Here is a 21,821-nt window from a genome sequence, read left to right as displayed (position 1 = left end):
GTGAGAAATGATCAAAATAGCTAGGTCGGATTATATCCGGCCTAGTTTTTAAAGGGAGAAAGTTTATTAAAATATATAAATTGCTCCAAGAACGATAAATGCTCTTAGGAAAAAACCGCTGATTAAATTTATATTAAGTGTTGTCTTGTTTAGCCAACTTTTATAAAATTCTCTTGGTTTTTAAAAAACGGTTTTAGCCCCTCATAAGCTGCTTGGATCTTTTTAAATTTAGCGTTGTACTCGTTTTTGATGCTTTCGCTCTTGTTTGAGTGCCTGTCTGGGTGGTAAATTTTAGCAAGGGCTAGGTAGCTGTCTCTTACGGTTTCAAAGCTATCATTGTTTGAACAGCCTAAAATTTCAAAATTTTCTTCTAGTAAATTTGCCAAAGCGCTGAAGCGACTTTTAAATTTGGCTGAGTTTTGAACCTTGTAGTTTCTTTTGAACTCTTTAAATTTGACTTCATTGTAGTTAAAATTTACTATAAATTTTAGATGCTCGCGTCTTGAAATGATCTCTTCTATCAAGTCAAAGTCGCTATCTTTTTTTATTTTTAAGCTAAATTTATGATTTTTCTCGTCAAATTTAGACTCATTGTCTTTAAAATTTTGCAAAATGTAGCTAGCAAAAGCTCTTGGAGTGTTGTTTAGAGTAAAGATCATCTCGCCATATAAAAACTCAATGTCGATGTTGTAGATGTTTGTTAGGGCATTTCTTTGCACTAAAGATAGCTTTATGGTTTTGTATTTTGCAAAGGTTACGTCAAGCTCGTTGCCCTGTTTTTCGTAGAGTTTTTTTATAAATTTTAAGAAGCATTTTCGTTGCGGGATCTCGCTCTCTTCGTAAAAAGAGATAATCTTGTCTTTGTTTGCTAGGGTTTTTGTGAAATTTTTACTTATCAGTGCGCGAAGCTCGCAAAAAAGAGCGTCGCTATCGGTTAAAATGCTTAATGATTCTAAAGTTTGGGTTATATTCATGGGTTTCTCCATTCAAAATATCCCCATTTAAAGCAACTAGCGTTCCAAAGTTAAATTTTTCTGATATTGCTATCTTTTGTATATGCCAAAAGCTCATCTCTTAGCTTTTGTTCTTTGTGCAAGATCGCCTCTTCTTTTGTGTGAGAAACGGCCTCTTTTTGGGGCTTTTTAGCCACGCCTTGCTCTTTTGCAAGCTCTTTTTTGATCTCTTTTAGACTATCGAAAAAATCGTTCATTTTTGCTCCTTTTGCACAAAGGATTTTACTAAAAATGTTATAAATTTAAAATGAATACAATCTCTTTTTAAGGAAAGTTTGGTTAATATCACAACTTAATTTTTCATGTGCGCTCGTAGCTCAGCTGGATAGAGCATTTGATTGCGGTTCAAAAGGTCAGAGATTCGAATTCTCTCGGGCGCACCATCCTTTTTCTCCCACATTTTATTTCAGACCACTTTTTTGAGACTAGTTAGATTTATAAAAAACTCTATTTAGATATAGCCCTTCAGCAGGCGCAGGTATGCGAGTTAGGGCAGGACGCCCGTTTAGCGAAGCTTTGATGAGCTTGCCACCATCTTTTTGCTTCAGCGCTTTTAGAAAATTTGCAACCATGAGGCGTACTTGACCACGCAAAAAGCCATTTGCCTTAAAAACGACGATAGTTTGCTCTTTGTATGCGTAGCAAAATGCTTTGTAAATTTCGCGCACTGGGCTTTTTGTGTCGCTTCCAGTTTTCATATATGCGCTAAAATCATGCTCCCCGATAAAATTTCGCAAAATTTCATTTGCTTTTTCGATGTCAAATTTAGGCAAAAACACCTTGTAGTTTGAGCTAAAAACATCAAATTTGCCGTGATCTATCACATACCTATACGACCTTGCTACTGCGTCAAATCTTACTTGAAAGCTCTCACTCACTAAATTTATGCGTTTTATGTGAATGCTTGGGTGTGCGTGGCGGTTTATAAGATCTTTTAGGCGATTTAAGTCTTTAAAGTGATCGCCGCAAACGACACTTGAGCTTTGGTTATTTGCGTGCACGCTTTTATCGGTGCGCGAGCTAGAGACCACTCTTTCGAAAATGCCAACGTGAGCTAAGGCGCGCGCAAGCTCATCCTCTACGCCATTTTCGTGTGGCTGGGTCTGCGAGCCTTGAAATTTCGAGCCATCGTAGCTGTAGATTAGCTGAATTTTCATCAGTATCTTCGTGTGATCTTGGCTTTATAAAGCAAGACGCCAGCTAGTAAAAATACGAAAAATATGAGCGGTATCGCTAGTGCTGGCTTTGATGAAAAGAGCATTATGAGCGTAAAATATCCAAATAAAACGCCAAAAGTGCCAACATAGACCATGCCCTTTTCGTATCTATATGTGACGATGCCAAGGCTGATCGCAAAAAGCGTGCTAGCAAGCGGGAAGAGGGCCACCAGGACGTAAGTGCTAAGGTCTTTTCTACGTTTATCGCTGCTAGCTGCCTCCATCCAGTACTCTTTGATGCTGCCAACGTCGCTTATTTCCTCGCTTTGGGCGGTTCTTATCTTCATCGATTTGAAGTTACTTTGATGATAAATTTCATCTCTGATGTCATACATTTTGCCCTCGTTTAAAGAGAGCTCTACGCTTTGACCCACGTTTATGATCTTTGCGTTTTTAGCGGTTATTAGGCGCTGTGAGTCTTTGATAAAGGGGTTAAACATCACGATATCTTTGTAGGTCGTGCCATTTTTGTCTTCACTTTCGCTGCCCACATAGACCATCCAGTCGGAGAATTTTTGTCCAAACTGGGTTGGCTTTAAATTTAGCTTAGCAACCGTCTTTTTATAGTCGATGAAATTTGCATTTAGCTGGGCGGCTATTGGTATCATGACGATAGCAACTACCAGCAAGGCAGCGCTTAAAAGAGCTGAAAAAGCTAAGAAAAATCTTGCTATTTTATTTGGCGAGCCACCGAGTGTGAAGATAACGATACTTTCATTTTCTTTTGATAGTCTAAAAAGTGTCATCGCAAGTGAGACGAAAAACGCGATAGGCACGACAAAGAGCAGCACGCGAGGGAGCATAAATGAGTAGAGTTTAAAGAGCTCGCCAAAGCTGATCTCGATGTATGAGGTGATACGCGCGATCTGGATGAAAAAGACGATCGACATGATCAAAAAAAGCGTACTAAATAGCGATGCAAACGTGCCTAAAAAATTAAACAAAAGATATTTATTTACTCTACTCATAAATGAACCTTAAAATTTCTAAAATTTGCCTGTCAAAAGCGTAGGTGACAAGCAGCCCCAGGCTTAAAAACGGCACAAAGGCTAGCTCGTAGCCCTTTTTTCTAACGAGCGCATAGACTGGAAGCGTAAGAAGTGCAGCCAGATAGATCGCCACAAGGGCTAGCTTGGCTGGCAAAATAGCTCCGATTATCGCTGCGATAAAGATATCTGCGCTGCCCATGGCTTCGCGCTTCATCGCATAGCTTACGACAAATCTCAGTGCCCAAAATATAAATCCAAAAAGGAGTAAATTTAAAATTTGAGCAAAATTTCCTTTAAAGATAAAAAGTAGCACGGCGTAGCCAAATGCAAAAAATAGCGCCGCAAAAAGAAGCGCATCAGGCACTGCTTTATACCTTATGTCTATGACGCTAAGGGCTAGTAGCATGATAAAGCAAAGCCCTAAAAATAGCGCATAAAGCAAGGTTTCTACGCTCAAAATTTCGTCGCACTCTTTAAAAAAGCAGATCAGAAAAAGTAGGCCAGAAACTAGCTCAACTAGCGGATAGACAAGGCTTATCTTTTGCTTGCAAAAGGCGCATTTGCCGCCTAAAAATAGCCATGAAAAAAGTGGGATATTGTGATAAAAATTTAGCTTGTGGGAGCATTTTGGGCAGTGTGAGGCTGGGAAATTTATGCTTTCACTTCGTGGCAAGCGGTATATCAGCACATTTGAAAATGACCCCACGCAGATGCCAAAAACAAAAGCAAAAACGGCAAAAAAGATGACCAAAATATCCATTATCTAACTACGCCCCGCCAAATCTTCGCTCTATGTCTTTAAATTTAGCCACGATGCTTGCCAGCTCGTCCTTGCCAAAGTCAGGCCAAAGTGTCGGCGTGAAAAAGAGCTCCGCATAGCTTACTTGCCAGAGCATGAAATTTGAAAGCCTGCTCTCTCCACCAGTTCTAATGAGAAGATCGACTGGCTCATTCTCATCAAGTGCTGCATTTAGGCTTGCTTCACTTATCTGGATACCCTCTAAATTTAGTTTTCGCACAGCTCTTATGATCTCATCTTTTGAGCCGTAGTTTATCGCTAAATTTAAAAGTAAATTTGCATTTTCCCTTGTTGCGTCTTTGGTGATCTCTATCTCATTTTTTAGCTCATCGCTAAATGGCGAGATATCGCCGATCGTGTTAAATTTGATCCCATTTTTTATAAAATCATCACGCTTTAAAAGAAGAAATTTCTTAAGCAAATTCATCAAAAAATCAACCTCTTTTTGCGGTCTTTTCCAGTTTTCGGTGCTAAATGCGTAAAGGCTTAAAATTTTTACCCCATTGTCGATGCAAAATTCGCACATATCGCTTACCACATTTGCCCCAGCCTCGTGCCCATTTGTCCGCAAAAATCCACGCTTTTTCGCCCAGCGTCCGTTACCGTCCATGATGATAGCGAGGTGATTAAGTTTGTTCAATATCTAGCCTTTAAAGTCAATTATCTGCTCTTTTTTACTCCAAAGAGCGCTTACGTTTTGCACCAAAACTGGCGTGTCAAATTCGCTTTTTAGCAAGCTTGCGACATTGCTAAATGGAGTTGCGATCTCATATAAATTTTCATCTTTAAATTTAAAAACAAGCGGCGCAAAATTTAAAAAAACAAGAAAAACACTCATCTCATTTGCCTCTTTTTTAAGCTGAAAAATGCCGTTTGTACCGCTATATGCAAATGGTATATGCACGACGTTTTCTTGCAGAGCAAAGAGCATTTTTGCTAGCACTCTCATCTCATCTTTTGTTTTAACTTCGCTTAGGTTTTTAAATAAATAGCTGTAAAGCCACGATAAATTTTCGTTTTTTACCAAATTTTCTATCAAATTTAACCCGTCAGCCAAAACGTCCTCATCTAAAATTTTTGGTTTTTCGTATAAATTTTTTATGACGATGTTTTCGCCCTGACTATGCACCTCGCCCCAGTATCTAGAGCCTACGTTTAGCTCTTTTACGCTTTTTGTGTTTAAATTTCTATTAGCAAAATTTAATATGTATCTATTAAAGCCGACCTTTTGGCTCACCAAAATGCTAAGCGGCAGGGACGAATTTATCGCTACTAGCGGAGCTTGGTTGTTGTTTGCTATCTTTTGGACGCGTGAGATCTGCTCTATCATAAATTTGCTGCTAGCTCCACTATGCGCCATGCGATCTCATCTTTTGAGGCAAGCGGCAGTAAAATCTCATCATCTTTTGTAATGAAATTTACCTCGTTTTGCTCGCTTGCAAAGCCATTTTTCTCGCCTAAAATATTTAGACAAACTGCATCAAGCTCTTTTTTTTCTAACATTGATCTAGCACTTTTAAGAGCGTTTTCGTTTGAAATTTCAAGCTTAAAGCCGATCTTTTTACATTTAAACTCTTTTAAGCTTTGCAAAATATCGACATTTCTCTTTAGGCTTAAATTTAAGCTCTCTCCAACGTCCTCTTTTTTTATCTTACCATCTATCTTTGTCGGTACAAAATCGCTCACCGCAGCACACATTACAAGTAAATTTGCCCCCTCGCACTCACTCTTGCAAAGCTCTAAAAGCTCGCTACTTGAGCTAAATTTAAGGCTAAGAAACGGCTCATTACTAGTTTCAAAGCTAGCAAGCAGTTTTACCTCCGCACCTGCGTAGTAAAAGGCTCTAGCCAAAGCTCTTGCCATCTTGCCACTTGAGAAATTTGTAATGGCTCTTACATCATCTATCTTTTCAGTTGTCGCACCGCCCGTGATGACTACTTTTTTGCCTGCGAAAAGTGGCTTGCTAAGCCTTTTAATGGCAGCTTCTACTATCACCTCAGGGTTTGCTAAAGCACCTTTGCCAACGTCGCCACAAGCTAGAGTTTTAAGCACTGGCTCAACCACTAAAGCGCCGTTCTTCTTTAAAATTTCAAGCGAATTTTGCGTCGCAAAATGCTCGATCATATTGTTATTTGCAGCTGGGGCAACGACTAAAGGCACGTGTGAGGTGGCGATTAGCGTTTGCATGAAGACATTATCACAGATGCCTACAGCTAGCTTATTTACTGTATTTACCGAGGCAGGTGCGATGAGGACTAGATCCATTTTAGAGTAGGCTATGTGATTTACACCATCTTGCCAGTTTTGCGTTTGTGAGCTTAAAATTTTATGCTCGCTTAGCGCTTCAAAGCCACTTACGCTACAAAATTCAAGCGCTCCGTCACTTAAAGCCACATAAACATCAGCGCCTTGCTTTTTAAGCAGCGATAAAATTTCGTAAGCTTTATAAAAGGCGATACTGCCGCAAACAGCAAGTAAAATTTTCTTATTTTTTAACATCGTCTTTGCCAAAGAATTTCTCAAAAAAGCCGCTTTTGTTCTCTTGACGACCTCTGCTGATAGCTAGAGCACCGCTTTCAACGTCTTTTGTGATGGTGCTGCCAGCTGCGATGATGACGTTATCAGCGATATTTACAGGGGCAACTAGCTGTGTATCTGAGCCAACAAAGACGTTTTTGCCGATTTTGGTTTTGTATTTTGCTTTGCCATCGTAGTTGCATGTGATCGTGCCACAACCGATGTTTGTGCCACTTTCTATCTCGCAGTCGCCAAGATAGCTTAAGTGTCCAGCTTTTACGCCGCTAAGAATGCCTTTTTTAACCTCGACGAAATTTCCTATGTGTGTGTCAGAAATTTCAGAATTTGGCCTGATGTGAGCTAGTGGGCCGATGTCTGAGTTTTTGATGACGCTACTTTCGATCACTGATGAGCTTTTGATGATGCTCTCCGTGATGATGCACTCGCCAAGGATGCTTACGTTTTCTTCTAGCACGCACTCGCCTTCAAATTTAGCCCTGCTGTCTATAAAAATGCTCTCAGGCATGCGCATCAAAACGCCAGCTTTCATCAAATTTTGCTTGATCTCATCTTGCATGATCTTTTCAGCGATGCTTAGCTGAAATTTATCATTTATGCCCATGAAATTTTGCTCATTTACATTTACTGCGACGCACTTTAAACCCTTTTCATTTGCTATTTTTATGGCGTCAGTTAGGTAGTACTCTTTTTGTGCGTTTTGATTGCTTATGAGCGGTAAAATTTGCTCTAACGCCTCGCATTTAAAGCAGTAGCAGCCAGCATTTACGCTTTTTATGGCAAGCTGCGCTTCGCTCGCATCTTTTTGCTCGACGATGGCTTCAACCTTGCCATTTTTTATGATAACTCTGCCGTAGCCAAAAGGATTTGCCGCTTCAAATGAGCTCATAACCACGTCTGCTTCGGCATTTGCTAGACGCATAAGGTCAGTTGATCTAACAAGTGGCATGTCGCCGCAAGTTACAAGCACCTTTTCGCCGCTTAAATTTACGCCTTTTATAGCGCCAGCTGTGCCTGGGAAATTTGCTAGATCTTGCTCAAAAATTTTAGTTTGAGGGAAAATTTCTTTTATCTTTTTGCTAATTAACTCTTTTTCGTAGTGAAGCACGACGCTAACGTCATTTGTGATCGCATAAGCTTGCTTTAAGATGTGAATGATCATCGGCTCGCCGCATAGCTCAAATAGGACTTTTGGGCGTTTTGATTTCATCCTGGTGCCAAGACCAGCAGCTAGGATTATGATTGAAGTATTATTGTTCATTTTTAAGCCTTTTAACGTTAAAAATTTCGCAGATTGTAGCAAAAAATGGCAAACATTTTTTTTAATTTAACGATTTTTTCAACAAAAAGCTAATAGAATAGGCAATCTTAAGAATTTATAAATAAAGCGAGTTTAAATGGATTTAGGAACCGTCGTCGGCTGGGTTTTGACCCTGGTGCTTTTGTTTGGATCAATGGCGATAGGCGTTGGTATAGGGCCATACATCGATATCCCTTCTGTGATGATCGTTTTTGGTGGTACTATCGGCGTTATGATGGTTGGCTTCAAGATGGAGACGCTTAAAGGTATCGGTAAATTTTATGGTGTTGCTGTTAAGCCATCAGTTGTTGTGAATTTACCTGAGACTATAAAAAAAGTAGTTGATTACTCAACCAAAGCTAGGCGAGACGGCATTTTGGCACTTGAGAGCGAAGTAAATAATGAGACAAATCAGTTTTTAAAAAAAGGGCTTTCAATGGCGGTCGATGGCAATGAGCCAGATGCGATCAGAGCGCTTTTGGAGATCGATATAGATCAAACTAGCACAAGACATGCCAATAACATCAAAATTTTCGAGCAAGTAGGCGGTTTTGCAGGTGCGATGGGTATGATCGGAACGCTTATTGGCCTTGTTGCGATGCTTCTAAATATGTCAGATCCTAGTGCGATCGGTCCATCTATGGCGGTTGCTTTGCTTACGACACTTTATGGTGCGATGATAGGTAACATCATCGGTTCGCCTGTTGCAAACATTCTCTCGATCCGCGATGCTGATGAGGCACTTGAGAAGCAAGTCATTTTAGAGGGGATCATGGCGATACAAGCAGGGGATAACCCAAGAACGCTTGAGGCTAAGCTCTTAGCATTTTTACCTCCAAAAGATAGAAAAAGTCAGTTTGAATAATGGGTAAGTTAATAAAACCAGAAGAGTGCCCAAAGTGCATGCCTGAGTGGTTGGCTGCCTTTGGCGACCTTATGTCACTCCTACTTTGTTTCTTTGTTTTGCTCCTTTCTATGGCGACGATGGATGCTAAAAAGATGGAGGCTGCTGTTGGCTCGCTAGCTGGTGCGCTAAGCGTGCTAGAGGGTGGCGCAAGACCAGATAGTCAGGTAGAAAAAGAGACAGATCCTGAAAGCAGACGCACTCCAAAACCAAAAGCTCAAAAAGGTACTCAAAACGAGGTCACTTCGACTGTTAAAAAGATAAATGAGCTACTAACGGCTAGTGGGGCACCTGAGATCACGATGGAGGAGAGCGAGGATGGCTTTATCGTTAGGCTTCCAGCTGCGATGCTCTTTGACAAAGATAGCGCTGAAATTTCTGGCGAGGATGCGAAGCTCTTTTTAAAGCGAATAGGCATGATCATAGCCAAAATGCCAAATGAGGTAAAAACAGATATCATCGGATACACTGATAATACAAATCCAAGTAAAGACTCTATATATAAAAATAACTGGCAGCTCTCTACTGCAAGGGCGCTAAGCGTGCTTGAAGAGCTAGTTAGCGATGGCGTACCACAAGAGAGGCTTATCACTTCTGGCAGAGCCTCTTTTGATCCGATCGCTAGCAACAGCACAGACGAGGGCAGAGCTAAAAACAATAGGGTAGAAATTCACTTCGTCTCGCTTGAACCAAAAAATAAAGAGGCTACTAAGAAAAGTATCCTTGATACGAGGAATTAGTCGTGAAAGCACTGCTTAGTTTAGCGGTTTTGTTTTGTGTAGTTTTTGGCGCTGATCCTGCGCTACCAACTATAAATTTAAGCCTAAATTCACCGCAAAATGCCGAGCAGCTTGTAAATTCTCTAAATGTTTTACTAATCCTCACCGCACTTGCACTTGCTCCTTCACTCATCTTTATGATGACTAGCTTTTTGCGCCTTGTCATTGTCTTTTCATTTTTGCGTCAAGCGATGGGCACACAGCAAGTGCCGCCTTCAACGGTGCTTATCTCGCTTGCGATGGTGCTTACATTTTTTATCATGGAGCCAGTTGGGCAAAGAAGCTACGATGAGGGCATAAAGCCTTATATAGCCGAGCAGATAGGCTATGAGGAGATGCTTGATAAGAGCTTAAAGCCGTTTAAAGAATTTATGGTGAAAAACACTAGAGAGAAGGATCTTGCGCTATTTTTTAGGATAAGAAATTTGCAAAATCCAGCAAATATAGAGGATATCCCGCTAAGCATCGCTATGTCAGCTTTTATGATAAGCGAGCTAAAGACATCTTTTGAGATAGCCTTTTTGCTCTATCTGCCATTTCTTGTCATCGACATGGTTGTAAGCTCCGTTTTGATGGCGATGGGTATGATGATGCTACCTCCTGTCATGATCTCGCTGCCATTTAAACTACTCATCTTCGTGCTAGTTGATGGCTGGAATTTGCTAATAGGAAATTTAGTAAAGAGCTTTCACTGATGAAGAAAATTTTATTAGCACTTTTGCCTTTGGCACTGCTTGGATCAAATTTGAGCGAGATAGCGAACAAGGCTACTCAAAATGAAATTTCAAAGATCAAAGAGCTTGAGCTAAGAAGAGCAAATTTAAATGACGAAGCTACATCAAGCGCCTACTTACCAAGCCTTAGTTTAGAGGGCTCATACGGCAAAAACGCAAGCACCTTTCCAAGCATAGTCGCTAAAGAGTCAGCTGGAGTGCTAGCAAGGATCGATTTTTTACTATACGACGGCGGGGCGAGAGAGGCTAGGCTAAAGATGAGCCAGCTTTTAAAAAATAAAGCCGCCATCGCAAGTGATGAAGCTAAAAATTACCTTGCTTTTAAGGCTGTAAATTTATACTTTAACGCCTGCGCGCTTGAAAATATAATAGCTGCCAAAAATACTCAGGCAAATTTCTTAAAAGGCGTTTTAGATAAGCTTGAAAAGGCAAATAAAGCAGGACTTGCCGCAAAAGACGAACTAGAAAATGTGCGGGCAAAATATCACTTGGCAAATAGCACGGAGCTTGAATACAAAAACAAAATGGAGCAAATTTTAAATGAGATAAATTTGCTAACAGGCGAGCAAATCGCGCCACTTAGCGGGGCAAAAATGACTGATATTAGCTCAAATTTAGCTTCAAAAAACGCCGAGCTTGACAGGCTAAATCAAGATATTTTTATAAGCGAAGCTAGGCTTAGCGAGACAAGAGCTGGCTTTTTGCCTCAAATTTCGCTTTATGACACCTATGGATTTTACAAAAACAACTACGACATCGACCTTGGCAAGTATAGCGCTTACCGCCCATATCTTGATAAATATCTAAAAGAAGATACGCACGGCAATAAATTTGGCGTTAGCTTTAGGTGGAAAATTTTTGACTTTTTTGCAACTAGCAAGATGAGCCAAGCTAGCAAGATAGCGCTTGATGAAGCGAGGCTAAATTTAGAGTATAAAAAGCGTGAAAACGAGACAAAACTTAAAAATTTACAAAACGAGATCGCCACACTTAACTCAAAGATCACCTCGCTAAATGAGTATGTAAAGGCGAGCGAGCTTGCGCTAAGAGCAAGCTTTGAGAAGTATAACTCTGGGCTTTTAGGATATAGCGACCTGCTTGAGGCGCTTTCACAAAAATTTGACGCCATTAGCCTTTTTGAAGGGGCTAAAGATGAGCTGGAGATAAAAAAGGCGGAGTATTTTTTTGAAAGCGGCGAGAGTATTTTAGAGAGGATTAGGGATTGAAAAAGCTGATAATTTTAATGATATTTTGCATTTTTTCATTTGCAGGGGAGGAAATTTTTGCTGATTTTGAAGTCTATGCCAAGCAAAGCTCAAAGCTTGCATTTGATAGCAGTGGCAAGGTGGATAAAATTTTTGTAGATGTCTCAAGTCACGTTAAAAAGGGCGACGTTTTAGCCAGCCTTGATCAAACAAGCCTTGAGATCGCTCTAAAAAAGGCAAAAAACGACCTAGCGCTTGCCAAAAATGCCAAAGAATTTGCTAAAAACACCTTTAATAAATTTAGACAAGTAAAGGACGTCACCTCAAAGCAGGAATTTGATGAGGTAAAGTATAAATTTGACGAGGCAGCTCTTAGGGTAGAGAGTGCCCAGATAGCCATTTTAAACGCAGATGATCATCTTAAAAAGGCTCTTTTAAAAGCTCCTTTTGATGGCGTCATAGCTAGTAAAAATGTCGAGCTTGGCGAGAGTGCTTCACCGCTTCAGCCAGCCTTTGTCTTAAACTCCGAAGAGGCTAAAATTTTAATAGCGATCGATGAAAAATATGCAAATTTAGTAAAAATAGGCGATACATTTAAATTTAAGCTTGACGCCATGAGCGAGCAAAAAGAGCTAAAAATCGCGCTCATTCATCCAGAGATAAAAAGGGAGACCAGGAAATTTTATGCCGAGGCTTATGACAGCGGCCTAAAGCCAGGCATGTTTGGTCAAGGAAAAGTGATAATCGGCGAAAATAAATGATAAAAACAGCCATAAACCGCCCCATAACTACGCTTATGATATTCTTAAGCCTCGTTGTCTTTGGCGTCTACTCGCTAAAGACGATGAATGTAAATTTATATCCAGCCGTAAATATCCCGATCGTTAAGATCACGACCTACGCAAACGGCGATATGAACTATATAAAAACTAAGATCACGCAAAAGATCGAGGACGAGGTCTCAAGCATCGAGGGGATAAAAAAGCTTTATTCAACGAGCTTTGATAACCTAAGCGTGGTCAGCATAGAATTTGAGCTAAACAAAGACCTGGAGGGCGCTACAAACGACGTCCGCGACAAGATGCAAAAGGCGAGACTTGGCGCAAACTACGAGATAGAAAAGCTAAATGGCCTCTCTTCAGCCGTCTTTAGCCTCTTTATCACAAGGCTTGATGGCAACGAAACTAGGCTCATGCAAGATATCGACGACGTGGCAAAGCCATTTTTGGAGCGCATAAGTGGCGTTTCAAAGGTCAAGACAAATGGCTTTTTGGAGCCAGCGGTTAAAATTTTACTTGATAGATTTAAGCTAGATAAAAACGCCCTTAGTGCAAATGAAGTGGCAAATTTGATAAAGGTTGAAAATCTAAAAGCGCCACTTGGCAAGATAGAAAATGAGCAGATCCAAATGGCGATCAAGTCAAATTTCAGCGCAAAAAGCATAGATGAGATAAGAAATTTAACGATCAAGCAAGGGGTCTTTTTAAAAGATATTGCAAGTGTTGATCTTGCTTACAAAGACGCAAACGAAGCAGCGATAATGGATAAAAAAAGTGGCGTCTTGCTGGGTCTTGAGCTAGCTCCAGACGCAAACGCTCTAACCGTGGTCGCTCTAGCTAAGTCAAAACTAGATCAGTTTAAAAGCCTGCTTGGCAGCGAATACGACGTAAAAATAGCCTACGATAAGAGCGAAGTGATACAAAAACACATCGATCAAACCGCCTTTGATATGATCCTTGGCGTCTTGCTAACCATCGTGATCGTCTATCTGTTTTTAAGAAATTTCTCGATCACCATCATCTCGGTCGTGGCGATACCAACTAGCATCGTGGCGACATTTTTCATCATAAATGCCCTAGGCTACGACATCAACCGCTTAAGCCTCATAGCGCTTACGCTTGGTATTGGAATTTTTATCGATGATGCGATAGTCGTCACTGAAAACATCGCTAGCCGGCTAAAAGATGAGCCAAATGCCCTAAAGGCAAGCTTTGCAGGCATAAAAGAGATAGCATTTAGCGTCTTTGCGATCTCGCTCGTGCTGCTTTGTGTCTTTGTGCCAATAGCCTTTATGAGTGGCATCGTTGGCAAGTACTTTAACTCATTTGCGATGAGCGTAGCAGCTGGCATCGTCATCTCGTTTTTTGTGAGTATATTTCTTGTGCCAACGCTTAGTGCTAGGTTTGTAAATGCTAAGGAGAGCAAATTTTATATAAAGAGCGAGCCATTTTTTGAAGCGCTTGAAAATGGCTACGAGAAGCTTTTAACTTTAGCGCTTAAATTTAAGCTCATATTTTTAGCCATAACGCTTGTGGTCGTTGTTTGCTCGTTTGGACTGGCTAAATTTGTAGGTGGCGACTTCATGCCAAGCGAGGATAACTCGGAGTTTAACATCTACTTTAAGCTTGATCCTTCACTTAGCCTGCAAGCTAGCAAAGAGAGGCTAAAAGATAAAATTTCACTCATAAATGCCGATCCTCAGGTCGCTTACGCCTACTTCATCCTTGGCTACACAGACGCCAAGCAGCCTTATCTTGTAAAAGCTTACGTTAGGCTAAAGGAGCTAAAAGATAGAGCTAATCACGAGCGACAAAACGCCATTATGCAGAGGTTTCGCGACAAGCTAAAAAGTGACGATATGAGTGTCATCGTGGCTGATCTTCCGGTGGTTGAAGGTGGCGATGTGCAGCCAGTTAAGCTTACTATCACCTCTGAAAATGGCAAAGATCTAGAGAAATTTGTACCAAAGATCAGCAAGATGCTAAAAGAGATAAATGATGCAACGGATGTAAATTCGCCTGAAGAAGATCTGCTAAAGCGCGTGCAAATTTCTATCGATGAAGATAAGGCAAAAAGGCTAAATTTAGATAAAGCCAGCATTGCAAGCGCCGTTTATAGCGCATTTAGCCAGAATGAGGTCTCTGTTTTTGAAAACGAAAATGGCAAAGAGTATGAGCTTTACATGCGTCTTGATGATAAATTTAGAAGCGATACAAATGATATCTTAAAGACCAAAATAAGAAGCAATGAGGGCTTTTTTGTCACACTTGGCGATGTGGCGACGATTAGTTTTGAGCAAAAGCCAGCTAGCATTTCAAGGTTTAATAGAGCCGATGAGATCAAATTTCTAGCAAATACCAAAAACAACGCTCCGCTAAATAGCGTGGCAAATGAAATTTCAAAGAAGCTTGATGAAATTTTGCCAGCAAATTTCAAGTATAAATTTCTTGGATTTGTTGAGCTTATGGACGATACGAACGCTTCATTTATCTTTACGGTGAGTGCTAGCGCGGTGCTTATTTACATGGTGCTAGCTGCACTTTATGAGAGCTTTTTGCTGCCATTTCTCATTATGCTTGCCATGCCGCTTGCCTTTTGTGGCGTCGTGATCGGACTTTTTATAAGCGGCAATCCATTTAGCCTATTTGTCATGGTTGGCGTCATCTTGCTCTTTGGCATGGTCGGTAAAAACGCCATTTTGGTGGTTGATTTTGCAAACCACTTTGCAAATAGTGGCATGGAGGCAAACGAAGCTGTGAAAATGGCTGCTAAAAAGCGTCTAAGGGCTGTTTTGATGACCACCTTTGCGATGATATTTGCCATGCTGCCTCTTGCTCTTAGCAGGGGTGCTGGCTATGAGGCCAACTCACCTATGGCTATAAGCATCATCTTTGGGCTCATTAGCTCGACTTTGCTAAGCTTGCTTGTCGTGCCAGTGCTTTTTGCATGGGTTTATAATTTTGATAAATTTATAAGAAAATTTTATGAAAGGGAGAGAATTTGAAGAAGATTTTGGCGGTTTTGCTCTTTGCTTTGCCTCTTTGGGCTGGAAATTTACTAGAGATCATCGCTCTGGCGCAAAGTGCGAAGCTTGAGAGTTTGAAAGAATTTAATAAAAATGAATATATAAATAAAAATAAGAGCAACAAGCTAAATTTATCCCTTGATGGCAGATATACCTTTGTGCCTGACGAGCTAAAGGGTGGATATATGACAAAGGCTGGATCTATCACGGCAAAGGTCGAGTATCTCATCTTTGACGGGGGTGCTAGCGAGGCTTCGGATAAGATTTTAGACCACAAGGGTGTGGAGAAAATTTACAAAGACGAAGAGCTGATGAACTTAACCGCTTTTCAGGTTGCAAAGGTCTATTTTAACGCCGTTGCACTAAATTCGCTGATAAATTTAGAGACAAAATTTGTTGATAGCTTTGCCAAGGCTGCGGCTGAAAATGAATTTTGGTTTGAGTATGGCGAGATCGATAAGAGCGAATTTGATGCGATAAATTTCACGTTAAACAAAAAAAGAGCCGAGCTTGACGAGCTTGGGCTTAAGCTAGCTGAGCTAAACTCAAGGATAAATTTGCTCTCAAACGGCGAGATCGGCTTTAATGCTGGCTCAAAGATAGTGATGCCTGATTTTAGCAGAGATGATCTAAGCGCCAAACTTGGGGCGATGGAGCAAGAAAAATATATAAAAGAGCAAGAAAATGAGAAGCAAAAGAGCAAATTTGCTCCAAAAATTTACTTAAAAGATACACAAAGTGTGAATAATAACAGCTTTAAAAAAGGTGAGAGGACGACTTCGCAGATGGCTGAGGCATACGCTGATGCAAACAAGCCTAGAGTGGAGTTTGAGTGGAAGCTGCCAGATAGCCTAAGCCTCAGCAAGCAAAGCCAAACTAAGCGCATAGAGGAGCAAAAGGCTGCGCTTGATCTAAGCGACGAGGAAAACAGGATAATAGCTAGGCTAAAGGATCTAAGAGGCGTGATAGAGGGTTTAAGCGCTAGGCTAAATTTGGACTCACTAAAGCAAGATAGCCTTGATAGCGACTTTAATGATTTGCTAAATGGCTATCTTAGCGGTAAGGTAAAATTTGAGCAGTTCTTGTTTGTGAGTGAGAAAAATTTTAGCGACAGGGCAAATTTCATCCTAAATGGCGATTTGCTCGAGCTAAACAAGCTTGAATACTTTTTTGAATGCGCAAGAAATATAAATGAGGTGGTGATAGAATGAATAAACTGATCTTCGTGACCATTTTGTGGGCGTTTAGCTTTAGTTTGATAGGCGAGTTTTTAGCTGGCAAGGTCGATAGCTATTTGGCTGTTTTTGTGCGTGTGACGCTTGCAAGCTTGGTCTTTTTGCCATTTACGAAATTTCGCGGCGTCAGCCCCAAGCTCGCCCTTGGCATAATGGGCATAGGAGCGGTGCAAATAGGACTAATGTATCTTTGCTACTACAACTCGTTTTTGTATCTAAGCGTGCCAGAAGTCGCACTTTTTACCATTTTTACACCGTTTTATGTGACGCTCATATATGATGCGTTTAGCTTTAAATTTAGACCGCTTTATCTCTTTAGCGTTGGCGTGGCGGTCTTTGGCGCGCTTATCATCAAGTATGGCGCGATAAACGAAGGGGCGATAAAGGGCTTTTTGCTGGTGCAAGGCGCAAACATCTGTTTTGGAGCAGGGCAGAGTGCCTATAAAGCGCTTTTGGAGAAGTTTGAAGTGGATCAAAAAAAGGTCTTTGGCTACTTTCACTTTGGAGCGTTTTTTGTCGCTGTCATAGCGCTCATAACCCTTGGCAATCCAGCTAAATTTCACGTTGATCTAATCCAAACTTTGGTGCTTTTGTGGCTTGGCGTAGTCGCTAGCGGACTGGGGTACTTTATGTGGAACAAAGGCGCTTGCGAGGTCGATAGCGGCGTGCTTGCCATCATGAACAACGCCCTTATACCAGCTGCTATCATCGTAAATTTGGTCTTTTGGCAAAAGGACACCAACCTAACAAGGCTTATTTTGGGCGCTGTGATAATGTATATCTCGCTGTTAATTCACAATAGAGTGATGAAATTTTACGGCGTAAAGGCCGCGTGAGGTTAAATTTAGGGTTAAATTTGAGCTATTTAAGTTAAGTAGAGAATTTTAAAGCATCAAATTTGATCTACTTAAGCGCCTTGCATCTTTACAAGCTGGGCGTTTAGCTGCATTATCTGAGCAAAGATAGCTCCCTTTTTGGTCTGAAGCGAGGCGACCAGCTCTTTTGCGTATGGATTTTTGCTTGCACTTGCCTGTTTTATCGCATTATCGATCTCTTTTAGCTGTTTTTGCAGTTTTTCTAACTGCTTTTTTATGACATCGGCGCTACTCTCGCTCTCATTATTTGCCTCGCTAGCTGAATTTGAAGCATCATGCAAAATAGCGCTTTTATCGATGTTTTGTGACTCTTCGCTCTTTAAATTTGCCTCATCAGCCTTTAAATTTAGCTCACTTTTAGGAGCACTTTTATTTAAATTTATAAAATTTGAGTTTATCTGCATCGCCTTGCCTTTAAATTTAAAAGCATATCGGCAAAATTAAATAAAACTTTGATTACGAAAAATTTAGCAAGAAAAGCAAAAACGCTACCACGCCAAAGAGTGGCGGAAGTAGGGCTAGGGATTTAAATTTAACGCATAAAATCGTGATGGCGTTATAAAGTAAAAAGACAAATGTGCTTATGTGAAGGCTGCCCGAGCTTAGTCTAAAAGCTAGTATTTTGCTTAAAATTTCATCAAAAATGCCACCATATCCAAAGAGGTGAAGTAAAAAGCTTAGCGGATAAAATATGCTAAATATGTAGTTTAAAGCTAGCACGCTAAGCTGCAAGAGGCTAATGAGCGGAAAAAAGTAAAGCACCGCAACCTCCATAGCAAAAAAGACATATAAATTTAAAAGTAGCGAGTTCGCGAGCAGGCTAAATTTGGGCGCAAAATACAAAAGATAGACGAAGATATAAAAGACGCCAAGGCATGAAAAATAAAAGCCAACACTAAAAAGAAGCTGCGGAAATAGGGCGACGCTAAACAAAATAACGCCAAAGAGCGTGTAGAAATTTAATATCTTTATCTTTTTGCAGATCATGTAAAAGCCAGCCACGCTCATCAAAAATGCCCGCAAAAAGCTTGCAATAAAGCCGATCATATAAAAGTAAAAGCAAAGCACTAAAAATACGGCGATAGAGATGTCAAAGATATATGAGCGATATGGCATATATCTTGCGTAAAAGGGCCTTAAAACGAGCCTTAAAACAAAAAAGCAAACCGCGCTTATAACGCCAAGGTGATAGCCGCTAATGGCGATGAGGTGCGCCACGCCCCAGTTTGAGACGTCATCTCTTAGCTCGCCAAAGACATTTGTGCCAAGAAAGAGCGCTGAGAAAAGCTGCGAAATTTTAGCGTTTTCGTGCTGGTTAGAGATGAAATTTATAGCTTTTTGCCTTAGACTCTCATCTCTTTTGATAACGGCTCTATCGTAGCTTGGCATGTAAAATGAGCCGCTAAGATAGTCCGTAAAGCTAACGTCTATTGGCTGAACGCTAAGCGCCACGACGTCATAAAGGCTGATCTCGTCTTTTTTAGAAGCGGTTGTGTAAAAGCTAAAATTTGAGGTGTCGATCCTAATGATCTGGCGTCTTTTGCCATTTCTCTCTTTGGTGAAATTTACGCTTACTTTGCCTAGGGTGTCTTGCTCGCCAAGCTCCATAAATGCGCTGTATTCATGAAATTTAAGCACTAAATTTATACAAAAAATAAATAGGCAAAGCAGGAGAAAATAAAATACACGCCTGCTTTTTGGCAAATTTACTCTTTAAATTCAGTTGATTGCACTGGTGTGGTGGCGATATCGCAAAAGCGTGAGTACTGCTTTTGAAAGAGCACGTCGATGGATCCCACTTCGCCGTTTCTATTTTTGCCAACGATGATCTCTGCGTTTTCTTGAAGCTTGTTAAAAACGTGCTCGCTTTGATAAGGTTTGCCCTCGGCTGCTGCCTTGCTCTTTTTCTCGTTCTCCTCTTGCTCCAGATAGACCTCGTGCCTATAGACAAAAAGGATGATGTCGGCGTCTTGCTCGATCGCACCTGACTCTCTTAGGTCACTTAGCATAGGTCGCTTGTTCGCGCGTGCTTCAAGACCGCGGTTTAGCTGCGAAAGTGCGATGATAGGCATATCCAGCTCGCGCGCTAGAAGCTTTAAGCCACGAGAAATTTCAGCTATTTGTATGTGGCGGTCGGCGTAGTTGTTTGTACTCATCATAAGGCCGATGTAGTCGATGACGCAGAGTGAAATTTCAGGATGAGCTGACTTTAGCTTGCGAAGCTGTGTCCTTACTTGGTGGATATTTACGTAGCCGCTATCATGCACGAAGAGCTTGGCGTGCGAAAATTCGCTGCATGCGTGGCTAAAGTGAGAGAGCTTCTCGTCGTCAAGGCTCGCTGTCATTATCTCTTGAAGCGGGATCGAGGTCTTGTCTGCTAGCATCCTCATCATGATCTGCTCTGCTGGCATCTCAAGTGAGAAAAAGACGACACCAGCGCCACTTTTTAAAACGTGCCCCATGAAATTTAGACAAAGTGTCGTTTTGCCCATGCCAGGGCGCGCTGCGATTATGATGAGGTCGCCATTTTTAAAGCCTTTTATCATCTCATTTAGCTTTTTAAAGCCGGTGTTTAGTCCGATGATATCGCGCTCGTTTAGGGCAGCTTGCTTTTGCATATGCACGATCAAGCTTTTTATGATATCTTCGCTATCTCTGATGCTGCCAGTGCCGCTGCCATCGACTAGCGAGTAAAACTCCTGACTTAGCTCATCGACCATATCGCGGCTGGCTTTGTCTTCATTTACCTTGCTTGGGATGTCGTGGGCGATCTTGACTAGACTGCGTTTGATCGACTTTTCTTTAAGTTCGTTTGCGTATCTTTGGATGTCGATGATCGAGTTTGTGGCCAAAATGCTCGCCATGACATTATCATCGTAGTTTTCGCCAAGCTTGTTTTTGATAAACGTCGATGCGATAGGCACGTCGCCGTTTAGACAATCAACCATTGCTTTGTAAATTTGCGCGTGAGCTTTTAGGTAAAAGTCCCCAGCCTTTATCGTGTCAAAAATTTCGCCCAAAGCGTCGTTGTTTGCGATGATCGAGCTTAGTATGGCTCGCTCCATATCAAGGTCGTAAAGGTTGCTAAATTCTATCTCGTTAAGTCTCTCTTTTGCCACTGCTTTATCCTCTGCTCTTTATCTCGTCGTCGATCTCTTGTAAAAATCTATCCACAAGCTCGCTCTCAGGCAGCCTAGCGACTACTCCGCCGTGTCGCATGATCATACCATTTCCTTTGCCAAAGGCTATGGCTACGTCTGCGCCTTTTGCCTCGCCGATCGCATTTACCACACAGCCCATTACTGAGACGTTTAGCGGCTCTTTTATCCCTTTTGTCTTTTCTTCTACGAGCTTTACTGCTGCCATGAGGTCAGCTTGCAAACGCCCACAAGTTGGGCATGAGATGATGTTTAGCCCCTCTTTTTGGCGGCCACTATCTTTTAAGATCGCCTTTGCGACTTTGATCTCCTCTTCAAGCTCGCCAGTGATGCTAACCCTCATCGTATCGCCGATACCCTCAAGTAGTAACCCGCCAAGTGCGATCGCGGACTTGATCGTGGCGTGAAACGTGGTGCCAGCCTCTGTTACACCTAGATGAAATGGGTAGTTTGTCTTTGGGCGAAGTGCTCTATAAGCTTGCATCGTGCGCTCGACATCGCTTGATTTAAGTGAAATTTTAATATCTGTAAAGTCAAAATCCTCAAGAAGCTTGATGTTGTATAAGGCACTCTCCACCATCGCCTCCACCGTGCGGCCGTAGCGGTCTTCAAACTGCTTTTCAAGCGAGCCAGAATTTACGCCTATGCGGATAGGTAAATTTCGCTGCTTGCAGGCATCAACGACTGCTTTTATGTTTTTAGCTGAGCCGATATTGCCTGGATTTATGCGGATAGCATCGACAAATTCACTAACGATGAGCGCGTAGGTGTGGTTAAAATGTATGTCTGCAACGACTGGGATGGGTGAGCTGGCGACGATTTGCTTTAGCGCGCTGGCGTCCTCTTTGTCAAAAACTGCGCAGCGCACGATGTCACAGCCTGCAAAATATAGCCTTTGTATCTGCTCTAGCGTGCCTTTTACGTCCTTTGTCTTTGAAAATGTCATCGACTGCACGGAGATCGGTGCGTCACCGCCTATTAAAACATCGCGAATTTTTATCTGTTTTGTCGGGTATCGTTGCAAAATTTTGCCTTTAAATTTTATTGGGGATTATAAGAAAAAATGGCTTTTAAAAGGCTTGAAAAATTAATAAAGTTTTTAAATGCAGGCAGTTTGCAATTAAGGCTCATGTATCGTAAATGCAAATTTTAAACTTTGAACGTGCGAGGGGTTTGGGGGATTTGAAAAAGGGGGATAAGGGGACGGCTTCGTAATTCAAGTCCCCTTGTCTCCCTTTTGGATAAAAAAGAGCTTAAAAATTAAAGTCTATAT

21 protein-coding genes and 1 tRNA gene are annotated in these 21,821 nt (G+C 41.3%); 9 read left to right on the top strand and 13 right to left on the bottom strand.

The window, feature by feature from the left end; genetic code table 11:
• Window positions 1-149 precede the first annotated feature (149 nt).
• Window positions 150-974 carry an adenylosuccinate lyase gene (locus CYP26_RS05230; protein WP_103630649.1) on the bottom strand — a complete coding sequence of 275 codons (825 nt, stop codon included), beginning with the start codon at window positions 972-974 and terminating at the stop codon, window positions 150-152.
• A gap of 50 nt (window positions 975-1,024) precedes the next feature.
• On the bottom strand, window positions 1,025-1,210 hold the full coding sequence (locus CYP26_RS05225; protein ID WP_103630648.1) for a hypothetical protein: 186 nt from the start codon (window positions 1,208-1,210) through the stop codon (window positions 1,025-1,027).
• Between the two features lie 109 nt (window positions 1,211-1,319).
• On the opposite strand from CYP26_RS05225, the gene CYP26_RS05220 reads away from it, so the two are divergent.
• Window positions 1,320-1,396: transfer RNA gene (locus CYP26_RS05220), tRNA-Arg, on the top strand.
• A 42-nt stretch (window positions 1,397-1,438) separates the two neighbouring features.
• Here the strand turns inward: CYP26_RS05220 and truA are convergent.
• From truA to glmU, 7 genes are read right to left on the bottom strand one after another with little or no spacing between them, the layout of a single operon-like run.
• Window positions 1,439-2,170 carry a tRNA pseudouridine(38-40) synthase TruA gene (gene truA, locus CYP26_RS05215; RefSeq protein WP_103630647.1) on the bottom strand — a complete coding sequence of 244 codons (732 nt, stop codon included), beginning with the start codon at window positions 2,168-2,170 and terminating at the stop codon, window positions 1,439-1,441.
• On the bottom strand, window positions 2,170-3,198 hold the full coding sequence (locus CYP26_RS05210) for an LptF/LptG family permease (protein ID WP_103630646.1): 1,029 nt from the start codon (window positions 3,196-3,198) through the stop codon (window positions 2,170-2,172). Before CYP26_RS05210 ends, truA begins: the two co-directional genes overlap by 1 nt.
• Window positions 3,191-3,979, bottom strand: coding sequence for a prepilin peptidase (locus CYP26_RS05205; protein WP_103630645.1), 789 nt, complete (start codon window positions 3,977-3,979; stop codon window positions 3,191-3,193). Before CYP26_RS05205 ends, CYP26_RS05210 begins: the two co-directional genes overlap by 8 nt.
• Before the next feature lie 7 nt (window positions 3,980-3,986).
• Window positions 3,987-4,658: a polyprenyl diphosphate synthase gene (gene uppS, locus CYP26_RS05200; protein WP_103630644.1), complete on the bottom strand. Its 672-nt coding sequence runs from the start codon at window positions 4,656-4,658 to the stop codon at window positions 3,987-3,989.
• A 3-nt stretch (window positions 4,659-4,661) separates the two neighbouring features.
• Window positions 4,662-5,378, bottom strand: coding sequence for a hypothetical protein (locus CYP26_RS05195; protein WP_181000863.1), 717 nt, complete (start codon window positions 5,376-5,378; stop codon window positions 4,662-4,664).
• Window positions 5,345-6,517, bottom strand: coding sequence for a bifunctional phosphopantothenoylcysteine decarboxylase/phosphopantothenate--cysteine ligase CoaBC (coaBC, locus tag CYP26_RS05190; protein ID WP_103630643.1), 1,173 nt, complete (start codon window positions 6,515-6,517; stop codon window positions 5,345-5,347). The genes CYP26_RS05195 and coaBC overlap by 34 nt, the downstream gene beginning before the upstream one ends.
• A complete protein-coding gene (gene glmU / locus CYP26_RS05185; protein ID WP_103630642.1) occupies window positions 6,504-7,814 on the bottom strand; it encodes a bifunctional UDP-N-acetylglucosamine diphosphorylase/glucosamine-1-phosphate N-acetyltransferase GlmU in 1,311 nt (436 codons plus the stop codon). Before glmU ends, coaBC begins: the two co-directional genes overlap by 14 nt.
• 136 nt (window positions 7,815-7,950) lie before the next feature.
• Between glmU and CYP26_RS05180 the strand changes: the two genes are divergently transcribed.
• Genes CYP26_RS05180 through CYP26_RS05145 form a run of 8 tightly spaced genes read left to right on the top strand, consistent with a single transcriptional unit; the run spans window position 7,951 to window position 17,351 of the window.
• Complete coding sequence (locus tag CYP26_RS05180; RefSeq protein WP_021086711.1) at window positions 7,951-8,718, top strand: motility protein A; 768 nt, start codon at window positions 7,951-7,953, stop codon at window positions 8,716-8,718.
• The gene (locus CYP26_RS05175) at window positions 8,718-9,497 is read left to right on the top strand and encodes a flagellar motor protein MotB (protein WP_103630641.1); all 780 of its coding nucleotides are present in this window, start codon (window positions 8,718-8,720) and stop codon (window positions 9,495-9,497) included. Before CYP26_RS05180 ends, CYP26_RS05175 begins: the two co-directional genes overlap by 1 nt.
• An 11-nt stretch (window positions 9,498-9,508) precedes the next feature.
• Complete coding sequence (fliP, locus tag CYP26_RS05170; protein WP_196779718.1) at window positions 9,509-10,231, top strand: flagellar type III secretion system pore protein FliP; 723 nt, start codon at window positions 9,509-9,511, stop codon at window positions 10,229-10,231.
• The gene (locus CYP26_RS05165; protein ID WP_103630640.1) at window positions 10,231-11,496 is read left to right on the top strand and encodes a TolC family protein; all 1,266 of its coding nucleotides are present in this window, start codon (window positions 10,231-10,233) and stop codon (window positions 11,494-11,496) included. Before fliP ends, CYP26_RS05165 begins: the two co-directional genes overlap by 1 nt.
• Window positions 11,493-12,236 carry an efflux RND transporter periplasmic adaptor subunit gene (locus tag CYP26_RS05160; RefSeq protein WP_103630639.1) on the top strand — a complete coding sequence of 248 codons (744 nt, stop codon included), beginning with the start codon at window positions 11,493-11,495 and terminating at the stop codon, window positions 12,234-12,236. The genes CYP26_RS05165 and CYP26_RS05160 overlap by 4 nt, the downstream gene beginning before the upstream one ends.
• A complete protein-coding gene (locus CYP26_RS05155) occupies window positions 12,233-15,259 on the top strand; it encodes an efflux RND transporter permease subunit (protein WP_103630638.1) in 3,027 nt (1,008 codons plus the stop codon). The genes CYP26_RS05160 and CYP26_RS05155 overlap by 4 nt, the downstream gene beginning before the upstream one ends.
• Window positions 15,256-16,491, top strand: coding sequence for a TolC family protein (locus CYP26_RS05150; RefSeq protein ID WP_103630637.1), 1,236 nt, complete (start codon window positions 15,256-15,258; stop codon window positions 16,489-16,491). Before CYP26_RS05155 ends, CYP26_RS05150 begins: the two co-directional genes overlap by 4 nt.
• Window positions 16,488-17,351: an EamA family transporter gene (locus CYP26_RS05145; protein ID WP_103630636.1), complete on the top strand. Its 864-nt coding sequence runs from the start codon at window positions 16,488-16,490 to the stop codon at window positions 17,349-17,351. The genes CYP26_RS05150 and CYP26_RS05145 overlap by 4 nt, the downstream gene beginning before the upstream one ends.
• 71 nt (window positions 17,352-17,422) lie before the next feature.
• Here CYP26_RS05145 and CYP26_RS05140 read toward each other — a convergent pair whose 3' ends face one another.
• The 4 genes from CYP26_RS05140 to ispG are packed head-to-tail and all read right to left on the bottom strand — an operon-like array spanning window position 17,423 to window position 21,572.
• Window positions 17,423-17,794, bottom strand: a complete 372-nt coding sequence (locus CYP26_RS05140; RefSeq protein WP_103630635.1) for a hypothetical protein — start codon at window positions 17,792-17,794, stop codon at window positions 17,423-17,425.
• Between the two features lie 52 nt (window positions 17,795-17,846).
• Window positions 17,847-19,094, bottom strand: a complete 1,248-nt coding sequence (locus tag CYP26_RS05135) for a ComEC/Rec2 family competence protein (RefSeq protein ID WP_103630634.1) — start codon at window positions 19,092-19,094, stop codon at window positions 17,847-17,849.
• A gap of 2 nt (window positions 19,095-19,096) precedes the next feature.
• Window positions 19,097-20,509 (bottom strand): replicative DNA helicase, encoded by a 1,413-nt coding sequence (locus CYP26_RS05130; RefSeq protein ID WP_103569044.1) that lies wholly within the window; start codon window positions 20,507-20,509, stop codon window positions 19,097-19,099.
• Between the two features lie 4 nt (window positions 20,510-20,513).
• A complete protein-coding gene (ispG, locus tag CYP26_RS05125) occupies window positions 20,514-21,572 on the bottom strand; it encodes a flavodoxin-dependent (E)-4-hydroxy-3-methylbut-2-enyl-diphosphate synthase (RefSeq protein ID WP_103630633.1) in 1,059 nt (352 codons plus the stop codon).
• Window positions 21,573-21,821: the final 249 nt, after the last annotated feature.

Origin of the sequence: Campylobacter concisus, from assembly GCF_002913225.1 — a bacterium.
GTDB classification, from domain to species: domain Bacteria; phylum Campylobacterota; class Campylobacteria; order Campylobacterales; family Campylobacteraceae; genus Campylobacter_A; species Campylobacter_A concisus_J.
Note: the sequence above shows the minus strand (reverse complement) of the source record. Positions and strands in the feature narration are given on the sequence as shown.